Source organism: Phytoactinopolyspora halophila (assembly GCF_003287285.1).
GTDB lineage: Bacteria > Actinomycetota > Actinomycetes > Jiangellales > Jiangellaceae > Phytoactinopolyspora_A > Phytoactinopolyspora_A halophila.
Genome location: NZ_QMIG01000003.1, coordinates 284737 through 305139, shown reverse-complemented (window position 1 = coordinate 305139; position 20403 = coordinate 284737). Strand labels below are relative to the sequence as shown.

Annotated in this window: 12 protein-coding genes; 3 read left to right on the top strand and 9 right to left on the bottom strand. The window is 70.0% G+C overall.

Features of this window, described 5'->3' with window-relative positions; genetic code table 11:
• Positions 1 to 11 precede the first annotated feature (11 nt).
• Together DPM12_RS06200 and DPM12_RS06195 are read right to left on the bottom strand one after the other, a co-directional pair.
• A complete protein-coding gene (locus tag DPM12_RS06200; protein WP_158542783.1) occupies positions 12 to 506 on the bottom strand; it encodes a tripartite tricarboxylate transporter TctB family protein in 495 nt (164 codons plus the stop codon).
• Positions 490 to 1473, bottom strand: a complete 984-nt coding sequence (locus tag DPM12_RS06195; RefSeq protein WP_158542781.1) for a tripartite tricarboxylate transporter substrate binding protein — start codon at positions 1471 to 1473, stop codon at positions 490 to 492. The genes DPM12_RS06200 and DPM12_RS06195 overlap by 17 nt, the downstream gene beginning before the upstream one ends.
• A gap of 195 nt (positions 1474 to 1668) precedes the next feature.
• Between DPM12_RS06195 and DPM12_RS06190 the strand changes: the two genes are divergently transcribed.
• The 3 genes from DPM12_RS06190 (at position 1669) to DPM12_RS06180 (ending at position 12771) form a co-directional block, all read left to right on the top strand.
• Positions 1669 to 2343, top strand: a complete 675-nt coding sequence (locus tag DPM12_RS06190; RefSeq protein WP_158542779.1) for a GntR family transcriptional regulator — start codon at positions 1669 to 1671, stop codon at positions 2341 to 2343.
• Positions 2344 to 2566: 223 nt separating this feature from the next.
• On the top strand, positions 2567 to 11974 hold the full coding sequence (locus DPM12_RS06185; protein WP_112257393.1) for a carboxypeptidase regulatory-like domain-containing protein: 9408 nt from the start codon (positions 2567 to 2569) through the stop codon (positions 11972 to 11974).
• Between the two features lie 158 nt (positions 11975 to 12132).
• Positions 12133 to 12771, top strand: coding sequence for a dihydrofolate reductase family protein (locus DPM12_RS06180; RefSeq protein ID WP_112257392.1), 639 nt, complete (start codon positions 12133 to 12135; stop codon positions 12769 to 12771).
• A 186-nt stretch (positions 12772 to 12957) separates the two neighbouring features.
• On the opposite strand, the gene DPM12_RS06175 is transcribed toward DPM12_RS06180, so the two are convergent.
• From DPM12_RS06175 to DPM12_RS06145, 7 genes are all read right to left on the bottom strand, one after another.
• Positions 12958 to 13902 carry an NAD(P)-dependent oxidoreductase gene (locus DPM12_RS06175; RefSeq protein ID WP_112257391.1) on the bottom strand — a complete coding sequence of 315 codons (945 nt, stop codon included), beginning with the start codon at positions 13900 to 13902 and terminating at the stop codon, positions 12958 to 12960.
• Positions 13899 to 14615: an SDR family NAD(P)-dependent oxidoreductase gene (locus DPM12_RS06170; RefSeq protein WP_112257390.1), complete on the bottom strand. Its 717-nt coding sequence runs from the start codon at positions 14613 to 14615 to the stop codon at positions 13899 to 13901. The genes DPM12_RS06175 and DPM12_RS06170 overlap by 4 nt, the downstream gene beginning before the upstream one ends.
• Complete coding sequence (locus tag DPM12_RS06165; RefSeq protein ID WP_112257389.1) at positions 14612 to 15532, bottom strand: cupin domain-containing protein; 921 nt, start codon at positions 15530 to 15532, stop codon at positions 14612 to 14614. The genes DPM12_RS06170 and DPM12_RS06165 overlap by 4 nt, the downstream gene beginning before the upstream one ends.
• Complete coding sequence (locus tag DPM12_RS06160; protein ID WP_112257388.1) at positions 15532 to 16884, bottom strand: amidohydrolase family protein; 1353 nt, start codon at positions 16882 to 16884, stop codon at positions 15532 to 15534. Before DPM12_RS06160 ends, DPM12_RS06165 begins: the two co-directional genes overlap by 1 nt.
• A 100-nt stretch (positions 16885 to 16984) precedes the next feature.
• On the bottom strand, positions 16985 to 17965 hold the full coding sequence (locus tag DPM12_RS06155; RefSeq protein WP_112257387.1) for an alpha-ketoacid dehydrogenase subunit beta: 981 nt from the start codon (positions 17963 to 17965) through the stop codon (positions 16985 to 16987).
• Entirely contained in the window at positions 17953 to 18972 is a 1020-nt protein-coding gene (locus DPM12_RS06150; protein ID WP_112257386.1) for a thiamine pyrophosphate-dependent dehydrogenase E1 component subunit alpha, read from the bottom strand. The genes DPM12_RS06155 and DPM12_RS06150 overlap by 13 nt, the downstream gene beginning before the upstream one ends.
• Complete coding sequence (locus tag DPM12_RS06145; RefSeq protein ID WP_112257385.1) at positions 18969 to 20282, bottom strand: M24 family metallopeptidase; 1314 nt, start codon at positions 20280 to 20282, stop codon at positions 18969 to 18971. The genes DPM12_RS06150 and DPM12_RS06145 overlap by 4 nt, the downstream gene beginning before the upstream one ends.
• Between the last annotated feature and the right edge of the window lie 121 nt (positions 20283 to 20403).

Sequence of the window (20403 nt, the reverse complement as noted above, 5' to 3'; positions counted from 1 at the left end):
CCCGTCGACGGCTACGGTAGCTGGATGTACATGTACGTCTGGAATACGTGCTGGACGCCGAGCACGAAGATCACGAGCGCGACGTAGAAGTACCACCGGCGAACCGACAGCAGCCACATGAGAGGCGCCATGGTCAGCAGGGTCGCCGGGACGAAGCCGAGCGGCTCGGCGAGCAGCACGTACATTCCGGTGAACGCGAACACGTAGAAGGTTGCGTTCGGATTGTCCTGTTTCGTGCGCTCGTCGCGCTCCTGCGGCCGCCGGTACTCGGTGTCACGTTTGAGGAAGCTCTTGATCACCAGTCCGGGACTGAGCACCATCAACGCAACGGCCAAGAATTGGGGGAAGAACTCGGGCCCGATCTCCGTCGGGCCGCTGAGTCCCCGCTGCAGCGAATGGGCGGAGTAGAACCACAGGCCCAGACCGGCGACGAACAGCACGATCCCGCTGCAGCGATCCTTTGTCCGGTCGCTCAGGCGGACAGCTGCCTTATCCGTCCACGTCAACGTCGAGTTCCTCGATGAGCGTCTGGGCCTTCTCCTGATCGGATTTCAGCCCGTCGATGACCTCGTCTCCGCCGATCTCCCGGGGTTCGAGAAGGTTCTCGTCGATGAATGCCTGGTAGTCGTCGGTGTCGAAGGTGTCCGCGAAGCCGTCCCGGAGTGCTTGCACGACGTCGTCGGGAACGCCGGCCGGGGCGAGGATGGACTTGGTGACGGTGACCGCGGGAACGTCGTATCCCTGTTCTTGCACGGTGGGGACGTCGGGATCCAGGTCGCTGCGCTCTTCGGAGAAGATGCCCAGGTATCGGGCGTCGCCGGAATCGACGTACTGTTTGAGCTCGGCCAGGCTGGCAACCACAGAATCGATCTCGTCGCCCAGCAAGCCCTGGATCGCCGGGGCCGATCCGTCGAACGGCACGTTGTTGGCGTCCACGCCGCCTCGGTTGTAAAGGGCGTCGTGGACGAGCCGGAGCCAGCTTCCCGAGCCGGATTGCCCGGCCCGCAGCGGTTGTTCGGAGGCGCCCACCTGCAGCAGATCGTCGAGGCTCTCCCACGGGGAGTCGGCACGTACCGCGATGGCCTGGGGTTCCTGGATGACTCCGGTGATGGCCACGAAGTCGTCGATGGTGTACTGCACTTCCCGAAGCGTCATCTCGGTGGAGAACGGCCCGTTCGAGGCGAGGATCAGGGTGTAGCCATCGGGATCCTCGTTGGCGACCTCGGCCAGCGCGATGGTCTGGTTCCCTCCCTCGCGGTTCTGCACACTGATGTCCGCGTCGAGCTGGAAGTTCGCGGTCAGTGCGCGCGCGGTCTGGTCGGTGCTGCCTCCTGCCGCAGATCCCACGACCAGGGTGATGGGACGCTGCGGAAAGTTGCTTCCCGAAGAGCCCTGGTCGCTGCACGAGTTCACCAGGAACAGACTTGCCCCGGCGCCTGCGGTGGTGAGTAGGAATTCTCGCCGTGTCGGCATCCGCGTGATCCTTTCGCACGAGCCGTTGTGCTCTGTTCGTGTGCCTGTCGCGTTCCCACGCGTGTGACGAGTTGGAGACGGCATGGCCGCATCTCCGATTGATTACACGTAGCATGGTGCATGTAATGTTCTACGTCAAGGGTTGACCACGAAGATCGCATGTCACACGCTGTGTGCCTCTGGTGGAGGTTGAGAGTGGAGCTACGACAGCCCAAGCGAAGCGGCGCACTGGCAGAACAGGCCTATGTGGCCCTGCGCGACGCCATATTGAGTCATCAGCTCGAACCCGGAGATCGACTCTCCGTGCCCGAGTTGGCCCGTCAACTGGGTATCAGCCGGAGCCCCACTCGGGAGGCGATCACCCGCATCGCACACGAAGGGCTAGCTCGCCTGGAGCCTCATCAAGGGGCGGTCGTGGCGGACATCCGATCCGAGGATCTGGTCGAGATCTACGCGCTTCGCGAGGTGCTGGAGGGTCTGGCTGCTCGTCTCGCTGCCCAGCGTGCATCCGACGACGACGTCACGCGGCTGCGGCAGCTGATGGAGGAGCACGAGCAGGCCGCCGCCGTCGACGATGTCGAACGGCATTATGAACTCGACCAACGGTTCCACTCCGAGATCCGCCGGGTGGCGGGAAACCGCCGCCTGGTCGAATCCCTGGACGTGCTGCAAGGCCAGATCCGCATCGGGATGTTCACCACGCACCGCTCGCTCGGAGGGCTGCCCCAGACGGTGGCCGAGCATCGGGCCATCTTCAACGCTGTCGCTGCCCGCGACCCGGAAGCTGCCGAGCATGCCGGGCGAGCGCACGTGGCACGCTTGCAAGAAGAACTGCGGCACGCGGAGCGCACGGACGCGTTTCCGTCGTAAGCGGCGAATCGGAGCGTGCCACTTCTTGGGTGTGCGGAACGTCCAGAGCCCGTTATAGCCGCCTGGACGTTCCGCACACCCAAGAAGTGATGATCACACCCTTTACAGGCGGTGATAGTGGTCTATACCGTGACGGATCACATGAAAACCGCTCGGCCGGTCTCTAGCGTTGAACGGCTGTCGGGGGAGAGATCGCTGACCTGTGTCGTGGAGGTCAGACGTGATGGTCACGCGTTTCTTTCCTGCCCGCACGGCCGCTCACCGCATCGCGGCCGTGTTCCTCGGCGTCACGCTCGTAGCAGCCACGACCGCTCCCGCAGCGGCCGACCCACCCGCGGCGCGGCTCACCAGCGCTGACCAGACGACGCGAACGGACGAGACGCCCGATACCAGCGACACCAGCGGCGACACGAATGCGAGTGAGGCGAATTCGGGTGAGGCGGATGCGAGTGAGGCGGATGCGAGTGAGGCGAGCGACGCCCACGACCTGACCACCGGCCTCCCGATCGAGCCGGACACCTTGGGCGCGTCGCGAGCCGAGGATCTCCCTGCGGGGACATCTGACGTACCAACAGGCGTGGATGACGAGGTTCACGAGACCCTCGACGCCGATGGCACGGCGGATGTCATCATCCGGCTGCGCGATCAGGTCGACATGCGTGCCCTGGCCGAGCAAGCGGCGGACGCCGCCGACGACGCGGCCGCCCGCGCCCGTGCGGACCGCGACATCAGCGACGGCACCAGTGGCGACATCGCCGACGACACCAGCAACAACACCCGCGACGACGCGAGCGACGGCACCCGCGACGACGCCGTCACCAGCGAGGACCTGAACGCCGTCGCGGAACGGGCGCAGGAGGCCCGCGCCCGCACGGTAGTCGAGGAGTTACAGGAGACGGCCGACGCCGGCCAAGACGGTGTGCGCCAGCTCCTCGATGAACACGAGGCCGGGGGACGCGCGGACGGCGTCACGTCGTTCTGGATCTTCAATGGTTTCGCCGCCGCCGTCGACGGCGAGGCGTTACGCGAGATCGCCGAGCACCCCGACGTCGCCAGTGTCACTCTCGACGAGGAGATCACCCTTCCCGAACCGGTCGAACCCGAGCCCGGAGAGCCACTCCTGCCGAGCTGGAGTCTGGAGTCGGTGAACGCGCCCGACGTCTGGGGCGAGTACGGCGTGCGCGGCGAGGATGTGGTGGTCGGCATCATGGATGGCGGGGTGGACGGGGAGCATCCGGCGCTCGCCGCGTCCTGGCGGGGCACCGACGGCGACCCCGAGGCCAGCTGGCATGCGGCCACCGGCGAGAACTACCCGACGCCCGGCGACGGCGGCGGTCACGGGACGCACGTGGCCGGGAGCATCGTTGGCGACGCCCCGGGCGAGCTCACCGGCGTCGCCCCCGACGCGGAGTGGATCGCCGCGAAGATCTTCCGCGATTCCGGCTCCACATCCGCGTCCATCATTCACGACGGTTTCCAGTGGATGCTGGCTCCCGGCGGCGATCCCGGGGCCGCGCCGGACGTGGTGAACAACTCGTGGGGCTCGGATGCCACCACCAGCACGGAGTTCTGGGACGACGTCGCCGCGTGGGAGGCGGCGGGAATCGTCCCGGTGTTCGCGAACGGCAACAACGGCCCGGCACCGGGCACGGTCGGCTCGCCGGCCAGCTTCCCGAACGCCATCGGCATCGGGGCGACGGACGTCAACGATCTCGTCGTGGGTTTCTCCAGCCGTGGCCCGGCCGTCTGGGACGGCGAGACATACCGCAAGCCGCAGGTCAGCGCTCCCGGATACCGGATCCGTTCGGCCTGGCCACGGCACTTGATCGACGGCGGCTATCACACTATTTCGGGCACTTCCATGGCCGCGCCGCACGCCACGGGTGCCGTCGCGCTCATGCTTTCTGCCGCGCCGGAGCTGACCATCGAGGAGATCCGCGAGCAGCTTGAGGACACCGCCCGGGCGGAGCCGCACATGGGTGAGGTCCCCGACGACGATTACGGCGCCGGCATCGTTGACGCTCACGCGGCGGTCACGCGCGTCGCCCATTCGGGCACGCTGTCTGGCACGGTCACCGGTCCCGACGGCCCGCTGGTGGCGACGGTCACCGCCGGCGATGGCGCCGCGGCGGCCAGCACCGAGAGCGACGGCGAGACCGGCGCCTACGAGCTGGATGTCCCCGAAGGGGAGCACACGGTCACCATCAGCGCGTATGGCTACGCCGAGCACGCGGCCGGGGTGACCATCACTACCGGGGAGACGAGCACGCTCGACGCCGAGCTCGACGTTGCGGCCGAACACGAGCTCTCGGGCATCGTGACCGGCGTCGACGACGGTGAGCCGCTCGCGCATGCGCGTGTCAGCCTGCCCGGCACGCCGCTGGATCCGGTGCGGACTGGCGACGATGGCCGGTTCGCCCTGGACGTGGCGGCCGGGACGTACTCGCTGCGGGTTTCCGCGGCCGGGCACGAACCGGCCAAGCTGGACGTCACCGTGGACGGCGACGCCGAGCTGGCGATCACGCTGGAGCCGCTGACCCAGCCCAGTGCCGATGGCTGGGCCCAGTACCAGAACAATGCCACGCGCAGCGGCCTGTCCGGTGACAGCCTGGCCGCGGGCACGCTGGAGCCGAGCTGGACCGCGGACGCCGGAAGCGACGTGGTGTTCGCCTCGCCGGTCATCGCCGACGGCCTGGTGGTGCACGGCTCGGACGGCGGCCAGCTCGCCGCGCGCGACGCCGGCACGGGGGAGCGGCAGTGGACCTTCCAGGCGGGCGGCACCCTGCGCGGCGCACCCGCGGTGACCGACGGCAGCGACGGCACCGGCGGCAGCGACGGCACCGGCGGCACCGTCTACACCGGAGGCGGGCTCGACGGCGGCATCTACGCCCTGGATGCGCAGACCGGCGCGGAGCTGTGGTCGGTGTCCACACCCGACCGGCGCACGGTCTACACCGCACCGAGCGTCGTCGGCGGCGTGGTCTATGCCGCGACCGGTCCCACGCAGGCCCGGGAGGATACGGTGCTCGCGCTCGACGCCGAGACCGGCGAGGAGCTCTGGTCGGCCGACGTCGGCACGTCCGTGTTCGCCGGTCCGGCGGTCGGGGACGGTATGGCGGTGGTGGGCAACGCTGACGATGGCGAGCTGATCGCCCTCGATGTGGAGACCGGCGAGCGGGTCTGGACGCTGGCCCGCCAGGACGACTACTTCATCGGTGGCGCCAGCGTCGTCGACGGCACGGTCTACGTCCCCACGACGGACGGCGACGGCGACGGCAGCATGCTCGCGATCGCTGCGGACACGGGACAGGTGCTGTGGGAGGCCGATTCGCACGGCGATGGCCAGGGCAGCACCCCGGCCGTCTATGGCGATCTGGTGATCGCCGGCTCGCACGGGCGCGGCACGGTGGTCGCCTACGATCGCGAGACCGGCGAGCCGGTCTGGCATCACGGTGTCTCGGGCGTGGTGAGCGCGTCGGTGATGGTGAGCGACGACGGCTACGTGGTGGGTGGCTCGCAGCTGGACCACCGGGTGTGGGCGCTGGACGCCGCCACGGGCGAGCTGGTGTGGGACGCCGAGACCGGCGGCAACGTGACCTCGTCGGCGGCTTACGCGGACGGGCGGCTGGTCACGGCGGACGCGCGGGGCAACCTTTACGCCTTCCACCCCACGGGAACCATCGAGGGCACGGTCACCGGCCCGGACGGTCCGATCGAGGCGAGAGTGACGGTCACCGAGACCGGCCCCGAGGTGCGGACCGACCCGGAGAGCGGCCACTTCGAGCTCGCCCACCCGCCCGGCGAGTACACCGTCGAGATCTCCGCCTACGGGCTCACCGGCGAGAGCAGGGCGGTGGACGTGGTGGCGGGCCGCACCGTGACCGTCGACGCCGAGCTGGCGGCCGTCGACGACGGCGGCGTGACCGGAGTGGTCCGTGACGAGGCCGGGGAGCCCGTGCCGGATGCCACGATCACGCTCAGCGGTGCGCCGCACGATCCGGTGAGCACGGACGCCGACGGCGCCTTCGGCTTCGGCGAGGTCGCGGCCGGCAGCTACGGGCTCACGGCCGAGCTGACCGGATACGCCCCGGTCCACGAGGAGGTGGAGGTCACCGCCGGGGAGACCGCCCAGGTGGAACTGACCCTGACCCGCTATGACGTGGCGGTGGTGGGTGACCATGACGGCAAGATCCGTGCCGTGCTTGAAGACCTGGGGTATGCGACGGAACCGACCAGCTACGCCGATGTGGCTTCCCGCCCGGGTGACTTCTCCGCCGTGGTCGCCAACGGCGCGCGGGACACCGACCCGGGCCAGGAGACGTTCGTCGAGTTCCTCGACGCCACCGACGCGGCCGGAACCAGCGTCGTCTGGCTGGATCAGTGGTCGCTGGGCTGGGGTGCGATCAACCACCTGATCGATCACGTGGGCGATCCCGAATCCGCCCCGGACGACCACATGGGAGCGGGCCGGGTGTCGCTCGTGGCCACGGCCGAACACCCCCTGACCGAGGGCCTCGTTCCCGGGGAGCGCACCGGGATCCTGGTGCCGGGAACCGCGTGGTCGGCCTTCGACGGCTACTCCGGCACGACGGTCGCGGAGCTGCATACGGACGACCACGGTGTCACCGGCGGCGGCATCGGCTACGCACCACGCGGCACCGACGGCGTGCACGTGCTGCTCGGCTCGCTGGCGGCGGCCGCGTCGTGGGGTGATCCCGAGACGGACTGGCTGCCCGCAGCGGAGACCGTCGTCGACAACGCGGTGTCCTACGCCATGGACGCCGAGTTCGGCGAGGTAAGCGGCACGGTCACGGCCGCGAGCGGCGAGCCGCTGGCGGCGACGGTCGAGGCCGTGACCACCGGGGAAACGGTCATGACGGCCGACGACGGCACGTACCGGATCTTCCTGCCGCCCGGCGAGCACACGCTGCGCTTTTCCCGGGTCGGCACGACACCGGTCGAGAAAGACGTGACGGTGCAAGCCGGGGAGTCCCGCGCCGTGGACGTCGAGCTCGCGGACTCCGGAGCCGGTGCGCTGAGCGGCACCGTCACCAGCGCACGTGACGGCGAACCGATCGAGGGCGCGCGGGTTTCGCTGCCCCGGGCGGATCTGGAAACGACAACGGACGATGCCGGCGCGTACCGGATCGACGACGTCCCCGGCGGCACCTACGAGCTGGAGGTCAGCGCCGGCGGCCACCTCAGCGCGAGCGACGAGGTGGAGATCGAGGCAGGAGAGGAAACCGTCGTCGACGTCGAGCTGGACGCCGCCGCGCGGGTCGGGGTGCTCGGCGACTACGCGAGCGATCCCGTCGTCGACGTCCTCACGGCGGCGGAGATCGCGGCCGAGGACATCGGCTGGGGTGACGTGGATCGTGTCGGCGAGTTCGACGTCGTCGTCTTCAACGATCCCGACGACCCGGGCGAGGCCGGGTTCCGCGACTTCCTGGACGCTATGGACGCCGCCGAGGTGAGCGGCATCTTCCCGGATGACCGGTTCGGCTCCTACGGCGGCGCGCGGCTGTTGCGCGAATACCTGGAGGATCCGGCGGGCAGCGAACCGGTCAGCCGGGAAGGGATCGTCAGCTACGCGCCGCGCGTGCCGGAGCACCCCCTCTTCGAGGGTGTCGCGGACCGGCCGGAGATCCTGCGCGCGGACCGGTACGCTGCCGCGCTCGTCGAGTACTCGGGCACCGCCCTGGCCGACCTTGTCACCGAGGAGGGCGGCACGCGGGGCGTGGGAGCCGCCTACACTCCCCGCACCCCGGGAAGCGTGCACCTGCTGCTGGGCGGCATGGCGGCCAGCTTCTTCCAGGGACCGGGCGAAGACTGGACCGATGACGGGCGGCAGCTCTACCTCAACGCGATCGATTGGGCCGCAGCTCCCGGCCTGGGCAGCGTCGACGGCGCGGTGGTGGGGGTCGATGGCACCCCGCTGCCGGCCACCGTCGAGGTGGTGGAGACCGGGGCGCGGGCCGAGACGGACGCCGACGGCTCGTACGTGGTGGCGCTGGAGCCCGGTGACTACACGCTGCGGTTCTCCGCGTTCGGCTACGCGGTGGCCGAACGCGCCGTCAGTGTCGAGCGCAACGCCGCGACGTCGCTGGACGTGCAGCTGGAACCGGCCGATACCGGATCCGTGTCCGGAACGGTGACCGCCGGCGACGAGATCGGTACCGGGCCGCTCGCGGGGGGCGAGCCGGTCGAGGGGGCATTGGTGTCCCTGCTCGGTACCCCGCTGCAAGCCACCACCGACGAGGACGGCTCGTATGCGCTCGACCTGGTGGAACCCGGCGAGTACGAGCTGGAGATCCGGGCGGAGGGCCACGTGCGTACCCGGGTGCCGGTGACCGTCGTTGCCGGCGAGGTCGCACCGGCCGACGTCGAGCTGCGGCCGTCGCCCATCGTGGGGATCATCGACGACTATGACGAGCGCCTCGCCGGGTACCTGGAGTACTGGGGCTACACGCCGGAACCGCTGAGCTGGGACGACACCGGCCGCGTGGGCGATCTGGATCTCGTCGTGGCGAACATGGGTTCGTACCCGGGGCTCGATCCCGGCGCGGACGGGCTGGCCGCCTTCGACGACGCGGCGACCCGGGCCAGCGTCCCGGTGCTCTGGTTGGACCAGTACGGCCGGGGATCGTTCCGGTACCTGTCGGACTACGGCGGCGACCCGGCCGTCGCCGGTCAGGGTCGTAGCGATGGTGAGGTGTCGGCCCATGCGGCCGAGCCCGGCCACGCCCTGCTGGCCGGGCTGGAGGAATCCTTCCCGCTGGTGGAGGACGGCGCGGAGTACTCCTGGTTCGACGGGTTCAGCGGCACCACCGTCGCGACCGTCAGCAGCGACGACGAGGACGGGCGCGGGCTGGCCGGGGTGCGCCACCGGGGCGCGGGAGCGGTCGACGTGCTGCTCGGGACGCTGTCGGTCAGCAGGTACGGCTACCCGGCCCACGGCGACGTCGCTGGTGACAGCTGGACTTCCGGCGCGGAACGGCTGCTGCGCAACGCGCTCGGCTACGCCCTGGACGGGGCGGACCTCGGGGCCGACGTGCGGGGCACGCTGGTCGGCGAGCCGGGCAGCACGGCCGGAACGCCCCTGCGCGGCGAGGTGACCGTGGCGGAAACCGGACAGACGTATCCGGCGCGCGAGGGCGACGGCAGCTTCGTCATCCCGCTGGCTCCCGGAGAGTGGACGCTCGAAGCGGCGAGCTTCGGCTACGTCACCGAGGAGGTCACGGTCAGCGTCGAGGCAGGCGAGGTCGTCCGTCCGATCGTGGAGCTCGCGCCGCAGCCGATGGGCACCGTCAGCGGCACGGTGACCGGTCCGGACGGCGACGCGGTGGCCGGTGCCGAGGTCGCGCTCTCCGGCACGCCGCTGTCCACCACCACGGACGACGAGGGTGGCTACGTCATCGAAGACGTGCCGGAGGGGGAGTGGACGCTGCGCGTCACCGCCGACGGGTATCAGGCCCACGAGGAGCGGGTCGATGTGGCCGGGGGCGAGACGCGTGCGATGGACGTCGCCCTGACGTCATCGCGTACCGTGGCGGTGGTTCGTGACCTCGGCGATTCGGTGACCGAGCTGCTCGACGCGGACGGCTACGACGTGGAGCAGGTCGCCGGTTCCGGACTCGGCGAGCTGGCCACGCGCCTCGGGCAGGCCGGTGACGTCGATCTGGTCATCTTCAACGGGACCATCCTGTCGTCACACCGCGAGGGGTTCGAAGCCGTGGTGGATGCCGCCGGGGAGGCCCAGGTGTCGGTGCTGTTCGCCGGCCAGTGGGGCGGCTATTCGATCGGCGAGCTGTCCGACTATCGCGGGGACCCGGCCAGTGTCGACGACGGGTTCGTCCCCGAGGCGGTGGAGTACGTGCCCGGTTCCGGCGACGGGCACCCGATTTTCGCCGGTTACCCCGCTGGCGAGCCGATCGAGCTGATCACCAATCCGGGCGGTAACCAGCAGTGGCTGTCGTACGCGGACTACAGCGGCACCACCATCGCGAACCTGCGCTCGCAGACCGACGGCGACGATCTCGGCGAGGCGGTGGGGTACCGGTTCAGCTCGCCGTCCAGCGTGGAGATCCTGCTCTCCGGGCTGGCGGCCAGCTCGTACGGCCGTCCCGGCGACGGCTGGACCACCGATGCGGAGCGCATCTACCGCAATGCGGTGGCGTGGGCGGTCGAGGCCCGCCAGGCCGAGGTGGCCGGCGTGGTGACGGCGGATGGCGAGCCGGTGGCGGACGCCACGGTCACCGCCGTGGACGGTGGCGCGAGCACCACCACCGGCGACGATGGAACCTACGTCCTGGGCCTGCCATCGGGGACGCACGCGATCCGGGTCGAGGCGTTCGGGTTCGAGGTGGCCGAACGGACCGTGGAGGTGCCGGAGTCCGGCACCACGACGCTGGACGTCGAGCTGGCACCGCTGCCACGCGGCGAGGTCGTCGGCACGGTGACCTCCGCGGCGGACGGCGAGCCGGTGGCGGGAGCGGCGCTGGCGGGGTCCGGCCCGGAGGGCACGTCGGACTGGTCGGCACGCACGGATGACGCCGGCGCGTACGCCGCCGGCGACCTGCTGGAGGGCGACTACGAGGTCACCGTCACCGCCGACGGGTTCCTCCCGGCGACGGCCGAGGTCACGATCACGGCGGAGGAGCCGGCCACCCTGGACGTCGAGCTGCGCCCCGTCGACGTGGGCGTCCTGGGAGACGTCGACGGCGCGGTGATCGGCCTGCTGCGCGAAGCCGGGGAGGCGGCCGCTCCGGTGGCGTGGGATCGGGAGTGGGAGAGTGCCGGCACGCTCGACCGGTATGACGTGCTCGTCATCAACGGCGGCTCACCGGACGGGGAGACGTTCGACACGATGCTCTCCGCCGCCGACGACGCGGAGGTGAGCGTGGTGTTCACCGGGACGTGGGGCACCGACCGGGGAGGCGTGCGGCTGCTGGAGCGCCACACGGACCGCGTCGACGTCGGCGCCCACGGCTACGGCGACGGGCCGGTCGAGCTGACCGGGTTCGGCGGCGAACACGAATTGTTCGCCGGGCTCTCCGACCCGGCCCGGCTGATCGTCGACGGCGGGTACTACAGCGTGCTCGACTCCTACGCCGGGCAACCGCTGGCGGACCTGTCGGTGCAGCGCGACGGCGAGGACCCGGTGACCGGGCTGGCCGCCGGGTACGACTGGCGCACCGTGGGCAGCATCGAGGTGGTGCTGTCGGCGAGCGCGGTGACCGACACCGTCGGCCCCGGGCTTGGATGGACCGAGGACGGTTCCCGGTTGCTGGTCAACGCCGTGCGATGGGCAGGCGCGGCCGAGCACCGGGCCGCGGGCTGGAAACCGGAGTGGCACGTGGCCGGCAGCGGGCGGACCCGGCCGGTGATGCTGGAGCTGGACGGAGTGGACCGGGACGGCGCCCCGACGGGGGCACCCGCCGAGTCCGGGGTACTGGTGGTCCGCGACCGCGGGGGCGCCGTGGTGCAGCGCTACGACATGCGCTGGGTGTTCGGCCGGTACCTGTACATGCTCAGTGGCCTGCCGGGGGGCGACTACTCGCTGGGCGCGGAGCTGGACGTGGACGGCCTGGTCGTGGAGTTCGACGGCCCGGACATCACGATGCCGGGGTAATCTGTGGCGTGCTTGCCGCCGGCGAGGCGATCGAGCTCGGAATGCCGTGCTGTCACCCGCGATGAATTTCGCGAACTCGGCCGGTCTGTATCCGGTGATGCGGAAGAAGCGTCGACGCGGGAGTCGACGGGTGAACCGGACCGAGCGAAGGAGATTCGATGGGAAAGTTCAGGTTCCAGCTGGCCATCTCGCTGGACGGGTACGTCGCGGGACCGGAGCAAAGCGAGCGGAACCCGATCGGCGTGGGCGGTATGCGCCTGCACCAGTGGGTTTTCGGACTGGAGGCGTGGCGCCGGGCACAGGGCCTGGAGGGCGGCACGGTGAACGCCAGCACTCCCGTGGTCGAGGAGGCGCAGGCGAACGTGGGGGCCGTCGTGATGGGCCGGAACATGTTCGGGGGAGGCCCGGGCCCGTGGGGAGAGGAACCGTGGACGGGCTGGTGGGGCGACAACCCTCCCTTCCACGCTCCGGTGTTCGTCCTCACGCACTATCCTCGGGAGCCGCTCACGATGGAGGGTGGCACCACGTTCCACTTCGTCACCGACGGGATCGAGTCGGCGCTCGCGCAGGCACGCGACGCCGCAGGTGACAAGGACGTCTCGCTGGCCGGCGGCGCCAACGTCGTCCAGCAGTACCTCGCGGCAGGCTTGGTCGACGAGTTCGAGCTGCACGTCACGCCGGTTCTGCTCGGCGGCGGCGAGCGCCTGTTCGAGAACGTGGACGGCCTCGAGGTGGAACAGGTACGCGCCATCGACGCTCCGGGCGTCACGCATATCAAGTACCGCGTCGTCGGGTGAGATCCGGAATCCGCACTCGCCATCAGACGGCCGGGCAGGTCCGACTTCGATGCTCAAACATGCGCTAATTGCGGCTGAACGGCGTTTTCGTGCACGTCTGGCCATCGAAGTGCCGCGACACCGGGCGCTGGTGAGGACCAGACGCCGCGTGCCGTACCGTCGCGGGTGAACGCCTGCCCGGCCGGATCAGTCGCCTGCCCGGCCGGATCGGTCGCCGGGACCGTCGGTGAGGAAGCCCGCGATAGCGCTCATGTCCTGCCCGCCGAGGCCGGCCTCGATCGCGGCCCGGGCCACGTGCCGGTTGGTCTCGGTCTGCTGCATTCGCACGCCGAGGCGCTCGGCGAGGCCGGTGATGAGGGCGAGGTCCTTGGCCACGAGGTCGAGGCTGAAAGCGACCGGCGTCTCATCGGGGTGCACGAAGGCATCGTGCTTGTAGTGCACGAACGGCGCGCCGACAGCGCTGGCCTGGAACACCTCGTACGCGGTGCCACGCTCCACACCGGCCTTCTCGGCGAGCACCAGCGCCTCCGACAGCACCTGGTTCAGCCCCATCACCATGGCGTTGACGGCCAGCTTCATGGCCGCGCCGGTGCCCGTACCGCCGACGTGGAACACCCGCCGAGCCAGCGCGTCGAGTACCGGCCGGACCCGCTCCAGCGGATCCGCCGAACCACCGGCCAGGAAGGTGAGCTCGCCCTTCTCGACCAGCGGCACGCTGCCGGACACGGGGGCGTCGAGCAGCGCCCCGCCGCCCGGCTCGACCATCCGTTCGAGCTCGTGCACGGTTCGCGGGTCGATCGTGCTGGTCTCCACGACCGTGGACCCATCACGCAGCCCGGCGGCCAAGCCCTCGGGACCGGCATAGGTGCCGCGCACCGCGTCATCGTCGCCCAGCGACACGATGACGACGTCGGCCAGCGCGGCGGCCTCGCGCGGCGTGGCCGCCACTCGGGGACGGGCCTGCGGGTCGAACCGCCCGGCCACCGCCTCCGCCTTGGCGGGAGTCCGGTTGTGCACGGCGGCGACGTCGGTGCCGCGCTCGTGCAGCCGCACCGCCATGGCCGCGCCCATACGGCCGGTTCCCACGACGGCGATCCGGGCGTGGTGTGTGCCGTCCTCCGGTGCGGTCATTTCAGCAACCACCCGCCATCCACGTTCAGGTTCACACCGTTGACTGACCCGTTGCGCAGCAGGAACGCCACAGCGTCGACGACGTCGGCCATCGCGGTCAGCCGCCCGGTGGGGGTCCGGGATCGAAATCCATCCAACATCTCCGGGGGTTTGCCGCTCCAGAACGGGCTGTCGCCGACGATGGCCGGGTGCACGGCGTTGACCCGGATGGGTGCCAGCTCGTTGGCCAGCGTGTGCACCATCCCGATCACGCCACCGTTCACCGTGGACACGGTCGTCGAGCCCGGGTATGGCCGGTCCTTGGCGAGCCCGCCGAACACCACGATCGACCCGTCGTCGCTCATCCGGGGCAGCACCGCGTGGACCACCTCGGTGTAGCCGACGAGCTTGAGGGTCACGAGCCGTTGCGCTGCGGCGGTGTCGTAGTCGGCAGCGGTGTTGTGATCGCGGTCCACGGCGGCGAGCACGATGTCGTCGACCCTCTCGATCCCGGACAGCGCCGCCGCGATCTCGTCCACGCGGGTGAGGTCGAGCGCGATACCACGGACCCGGCCGTCGAGCTCCTGGGCAACCGACTTCGCGATCGACTCCGCGCGTTCACCGTCCCTGCCGGTCAGCACGACGTCGTCGCCGGCGGCGGCGAAATGCCGGACCACCTCCAGCCCGATTCCCGAGGTGCCGCCGATCACCAGAACGGCGCGCGGCTGTGTCATGGCATGCTCCCTTCGGCGTGCGTGGCGAGCTGTTCTCGCAGGTAGTCCCAATCCCGGGCGAACCGGTAGGAGTGCCGGGGCGGTGGCTGCGGTGCCTGGGTCTCCAGCCACCGCACCCGCCCGTCGCCGACGTTCTTGAACGAGTGCACGCAGCCGACGCCGGCCCAGGCGACGTCGCCCGGCTGCAGCACGTGCCGCTCGCCGTCGAAGCTCGCCTCGACGGCCCCTTCCAGGATCAGGTACGTCTCCTCGAAGGGGTGGTCATGCGCGCCGGCCACGCCCTCGGGTTCGTACTGGACCATGAACATGGAGGTCAGCTGGGCGCCCAGGTCGCTGTCGACCATCATCTTCACGGTGATGCCACTGTAGACAAGCAGCGCGGTGCGCATGCTGGCCGACACCGCGAGCAGGTCCTGGCTCTGCTTGGTCGGGTCCATGTGGGCGGGGGAGATGGTGCCCAGGCCGCGGGTTCGCGGGTCACGCACGTCCACGGGTATCGGATCGTGCTTCGGCAGCGGCGGCACCAGGAAGGTGTCCTCACCGGTGCGGGAACGCGGCTGCGGGCCCTGCATCTCGGCCCAGCGCACGACGCTGTCCGCCGAGGCATCCACGCGCCAGGCGTGCGGCACGCCGACCGGGATCAGCCCGTAGTCCCCGGGCCCCACGCGGTAGGAACCGTCGGAGGTCTCGATGATCGCGCTGCCGTCGAGCACGTGGAAGCTTTCCTCGAACGAGTGGACGTGCGCCGGTACCATGCCGCCGGGCTCCAGCTCGCAGATCCCGAACCCGGTGTGCACGGATCCGGAACCTTCCCCCACCACGGTCCAGCGGCGGTAGCCAGTCGCGACGTCCGACCATCCGGGCGGCGCCTGGTATGACGCCTGCGCTGCCCGGTGCACCAGATGCCGGCTATCCATCAGGCGGCCTCCTTGGTGGCGGTGGCGTCGACGAGGTAGTCACGCGAGGCCTCGACAAGCTCGCGGGCACGGTCGATGTCGCCGACGAGCTTGCCGTCACGCTTGCGGACGGTGCCGCTCACCAGCACCGTGTCCACGTTGCTGACATCGGCGCAGAGCACGACGGCCGCCACCGGGTCGATGACCGGGGTGACGTTGATCGCGCTCGCGTCGATGGTCACGATGTCGGCCTGCTTGCCGGGCGTGAGCGACCCGGTGCGATCCTCGACGCCGGCGACGTGCGCCCCGTTGATGGTGCCCATCTCGAGCATCTGCCGGGCCGTGAGCATCGTGTCCGGCACGGGAGTGTTCGCCTCCCAGCAGGTGGCATTGACCCGGGCGCGTTCCCCGCCGAAAGCCGCCCGCATCTGGGTGAACATGTCGCCGGGCACGGTGGTGACGACGTCCGCCGACAGGCTCGGGCGCAGGCCGAACTGGTACGACTTGTTCACCGGCGGCCAGCCGTGCCCCATCTGCAGCTCGACCTGGGCCGCGATGGAGACCGTGCCGCCGGTGTCGGCGACGCGCTGCCACTCGTGGTCGCTGAAGTAGCAGGCATGCACGTACGTGGTGTCCGGGCCGAGCAAGCCGAGCCGGTCGAGCTGCTCGACCATGGCGAACCGGCCGGCCATGCGGCCCATGGCCACGTGCACCGTGATGGGGATGCCAAGCTCACGGGCCAGCGCCCATTCCGTCGTCACCACGTCGTCCTGGCAGAATCCCGGCCCGCGGGTCGCCAGCGCGAGAGTGAGCAGCCCGTCGTCGCCGGGGAAGTAGGTCTCGCGGACCCGGCGGACGTCGTCGGCGGGTATCACCTCGGAGCTGTTGAACCAGTACGTGGCCAGCGACGTGTTGGCCGAGCCGTAGGCGTACTGGGCACGGATACCCGTCTCCTGCAGCGCGGTGATGGCGGCGTCGGGATGCTCCGGCGTGTTGTTGATGTGCGACCAGTCCACCAGCGTGGTGATGCCGGCGTTGAGGCATTCCAGCGCGCCGGCCAGGTTGCTGGCGTACACGTCGTCGGGGCGATACGCGGGAGCGAACGTATCGAGGACGTCGACGAAATAATCGTCGAGGGTGGAGTTGGGCGCACATCCGCGGATGGCGGACTCCCAGGTGTGCCGGTGGGTGTCGACGAATCCGGGGAGGACGATGTGGCCGGTGGCGTCGATCACCTCCGCGTCGGCGTCGATGTGCTGGTCGACGGCGACGATCGTGTCGTCCTCGACGAGGACGTCGCCGTGGGGCAGGTCGCCCAGGTGCGGGTCCATGGTGAGGATGTGGCCACCACGGATCAGTGTGCGGTGGGTCATCTGCGGTACCTCTTCCTGCGTCCGCGTTGACTGAGGAATGGCGTTGCTCGACGGGTGTCGTGGGCGGTTGGTGAAGCTGGCGGATGAGTGATGTTGCGGATCAGTAGGCGGCGAGCGCGCGGATCTCGTCGGCCACGCCGTCGGCGGTGGGGATGACTCGCTCTTCGAGAGCATCGGCGAAGGGGAGGGGGACGCACGCTGACGCGACCCGCTTGATGGGCGCGTCGAGCAAGTGAAATCCCTCGTCGGCGACGAGCGACACCAGCGTGCCGCCCCATCCGCCCTGGTACGGGTTCTCCTCGACGACGACCAGCCGCGAGGTTCGTTCAAGCGAGGCGAGCACGGTGCGAACGTCGAGCGGCACCAGGCAGCGCAGGTCGATCACCTCGACCGAGATGTCCTCGGCGGCGAGGCGCTCGGCCGCCTCGACGGCCGTGCGCACCGTCGAGGCGAGAGCGACGAGCGTGACGTCACTGCCCTCGCGTATGACGCTGGCCTGTCCCAGCTCGACGACGTGATCCGGGGGCGCCGGGGCGCCCTTGCTGGCGAACAGGCCCTTGTGTTCGAACACGACCACGGGGTCGTCGCTACGGATCGCGGCCGCCGTCAGCCCGACGAGATCGGCCGGGCTGGACGGCGCGGCGATCTTGAGGCCGGGCACGGTGAACACCCAGTTCTCCACTGCCTGCGAGTGCTGGGCACCGAAGCCGAGCCCGCCCCCGTTGGCGGTGCGCACCACCAGCGGCACGGTGACCTGGCCGCCGGTCATGTAGCGGACCTTGGGAATCTCGTTGGCCAGGTACTCCCAGCAGCACGCGAGGAAGTCGCTGAACATGATCTCGGCGACGGGTCGCAGGCCGGTCATGGCGGCGCCCATGGCGGCTCCGGTGATGGCCTGCTCGGAGATGGGAGTGTCCCACACGCGCCCGGGGCCGAACTCGTCGAGCAGCCCGACCGTCGTCTTGAACACGCCGCCCGCGGCGCCGATGTCCTCGCCCAGGCAGACCACGCTCGGGTCGCGGCGCATCTCGCGTGCGATGCCCTCGGCCACAGCCTCGCGATAGGTGATCAGGTCCGCCATGTGTTGCCTCCATCCGCCCACACGTCGGTGAACGCCTCGGCCGGGTCGGCCTCGGGCGCGTTCTTCGCGGCGTCGATCGCGTCGTCGACGATGCCCGAAGCCCGGGTCTCGGCCTCGTCAAGCTCCGCGGCCGCGACACCGAGTGATTCGAGCCGGGTGCGAGCCAGGGTCAGGGGATCGTGCGCGAGCCAGCGCTCCACCTCGTCGGCGGGCCGGTACTTCGCCGGGTCGGACCGGCTGTGCCCGTAGTGCCGGTAGGTCCGTGCCTCGATCACCGTGGGGCCCTCGCCCGCGCGGGCGCGGCTGACGGCGCCGGCGACGGTGTCGTGGACCAGCACGACGTCGTTGCCGTCGACGACGTGGCCGGGAAGCCCGTAGGCCACCGCCCGATCGGCCGCGGGGTTGGTCACCGAGGTGACGGTGTCAATCGGCGTGTACTCCATGTACAGGTTGTTCTCGCAGATGAACAGGACCGGCAGCCGCCAGATCGCGGCGAGGTTGAGCGCCTCGTGGAAGGCACCGATGTTGGTGGCGCCGTCACCGAAGAACGCGACGGCGACCTGGCCGGTGCCGCGCAGCTGCGCCGACCACGCGGCCCCGGCGGCCATCGGCAGGTGCGCGCCGACGATGGCGTACGAGCCGAGCATGCCGGTGGACGCCTTGGTCAGGTGCATCGACCCACCCTTGCCCCGGCACAGGCCGGTGGCCCGGCTCATCAGCTCGGCCAGGCATTCCTGCGGTGTTGCCCCGCGCGCGAGGGCATGGTGGTGGCCGCGATAGGTGGCGAACACGTAGTCGTCAGGCCGCAGCGCCGCGCTGGCTCCGACGGCGACGGCCTCCTGCCCGGCGGCGAGGTGCGTGGTCCCTTTGACCAGGCCGGACATGAACAGGTCGTGGGCCGCCTTCTCGACGCGGCGGATGACCTGCATCTGCTCGTAGAGCGCGAGCAGCTCGGTGGCGCCCAGGGCCGCCCCGGTGCTGGCAGGGGAGTCGCTGGCAGCCGTCATCGCCGCTCACCTCCCCGCGTGTTGAGGTGCGACTGCGCTTCACGTGCGGTGTCGAGCTCCCCTCCCACAGTCCAGTACTTGCGCCCGGCCACGAGGAGCTCTTCGGCCGGAAACTTGGTGATGACCTCGCATCCGTCGGCCGTGACGACCACCTCCTCCTCGATGCGTGCCGCGGACCAGCCGTCGGCGGCGGGCCAGTAGGTTTCCAGGGCGAAGACCATCCCTTCCTCGATCGTCTCGGGGTGGTCGAACGAGACGAGCCGGCTGAAGATGGGCTTCTCCCAGATCGACAGCCCCACGCCGTGCCCGTACTGCAGCGCGAACGCCGCCGTCTCGTCGGGGAAGCCGAACTCCTCGGCACGCGGCCACACGGACACGATGTCCGCCGTCGTCGCACCGGGTTTGACGAGCTCGATCGAGCGGTCCATGTACTCGCGGCAGCGGACGTAGGCGTCGCGCTGGGCCCGCGACGCGCTGCCGACGGCGAAGGTGCGGTAGTAGCAGGTGCGATAGCCGAGGTGGCTGTGCAGGATGTCGAAGAACGCGGGGTCGCCCGGGCGGACGAGGCGGTCGCTGTAGACGTGGGGGTGTGGTGAGCAGCGCTCACCGGAGATCGCGTTGACCCCTTCGACGAACTCGCTGCCCAGGTCGTAGAGCACTTTGCTGACCACGCCGACGCACTCGTTCTCCTTCACGCCGGGCCGTAGGAACGTGTACAGCTCCTCGTAGGCGGCGTCGACCATGGAACAGGCCTGGGTAAGCAAGGTGATCTCGTCGGGTGTCTTGATCCGGCGGGCCTCCAGGAACACTTGCTGGCCGTCGACGACGTCGAGCCCTTCCGCTCGAAGTGCCTCCAGCACCGGCATCTCGGCGACGTCGATGCCGAGCGGCTCACGGTGGAGATCGTGCTCGCGCAGGACCGTCGCGACCTTCGTAGCCACGTCTGCAGCGATACCGGCGTCGGGGTGGAAGGCACCCCGCAGCGTGGAGATGCCCGCGCGGGCGCGTTGCTCGCCGTCCAGCCACGGGTTGTACAGCTGGTGGTGCTTCGCGGCCGAGCCGAAGTCCCAGACCACGGGCTCGCCACCGCGCGGCAGCAGGGCGAACCGGATGAGCTTGTCCATCGCCCACGTGCCGATGTGGGTCGAGGTCATGTAGCGGATGTTGGAGAAGTCGAACGAGAGCACGGCGCCCAGATCCGAGGCGTCCAGCGTGGCGCGCAACCGATCCAGGCGGGCGCGGCGCAGCCGGTCGAGATCGACTCGCTCCTCCCAGTCCACGGCGTTGGGGCCGAAGGTTCGAATCGCCATCGCCCGTCACCTCTTTCGGGGAGGGAGTGTTAAGGCATGTGTGCAGTAGTGCTAATCATCATTGAACACGCGGGCGGTGCCGTCAATACGTGAAGCCCGTGGTTCTCGCATCAAAGACGGA

Coding starts and splice junctions, on each gene's coding strand:
- DPM12_RS06185 (WP_112257393.1), top strand. CDS start 2,567: ATGGTCACGCGTTTCTTTCCTGCCCGCACGGCCGCTCACCGCATCGCG.
- DPM12_RS06195 (WP_158542781.1), bottom strand. CDS start 1,473: ATGCCGACACGGCGAGAATTCCTACTCACCACCGCAGGCGCCGGGGCA.
- DPM12_RS06175 (WP_112257391.1), bottom strand. CDS start 13,902: ATGACCGCACCGGAGGACGGCACACACCACGCCCGGATCGCCGTCGTG.
- DPM12_RS06150 (WP_112257386.1), bottom strand. CDS start 18,972: ATGACGGCTGCCAGCGACTCCCCTGCCAGCACCGGGGCGGCCCTGGGC.
- DPM12_RS06170 (WP_112257390.1), bottom strand. CDS start 14,615: ATGACACAGCCGCGCGCCGTTCTGGTGATCGGCGGCACCTCGGGAATC.
- DPM12_RS06155 (WP_112257387.1), bottom strand. CDS start 17,965: ATGGCGGACCTGATCACCTATCGCGAGGCTGTGGCCGAGGGCATCGCA.
- DPM12_RS06180 (WP_112257392.1), top strand. CDS start 12,133: ATGGGAAAGTTCAGGTTCCAGCTGGCCATCTCGCTGGACGGGTACGTC.
- DPM12_RS06160 (WP_112257388.1), bottom strand. CDS start 16,884: ATGACCCACCGCACACTGATCCGTGGTGGCCACATCCTCACCATGGAC.
- DPM12_RS06165 (WP_112257389.1), bottom strand. CDS start 15,532: ATGGATAGCCGGCATCTGGTGCACCGGGCAGCGCAGGCGTCATACCAG.
- DPM12_RS06145 (WP_112257385.1), bottom strand. CDS start 20,282: ATGGCGATTCGAACCTTCGGCCCCAACGCCGTGGACTGGGAGGAGCGA.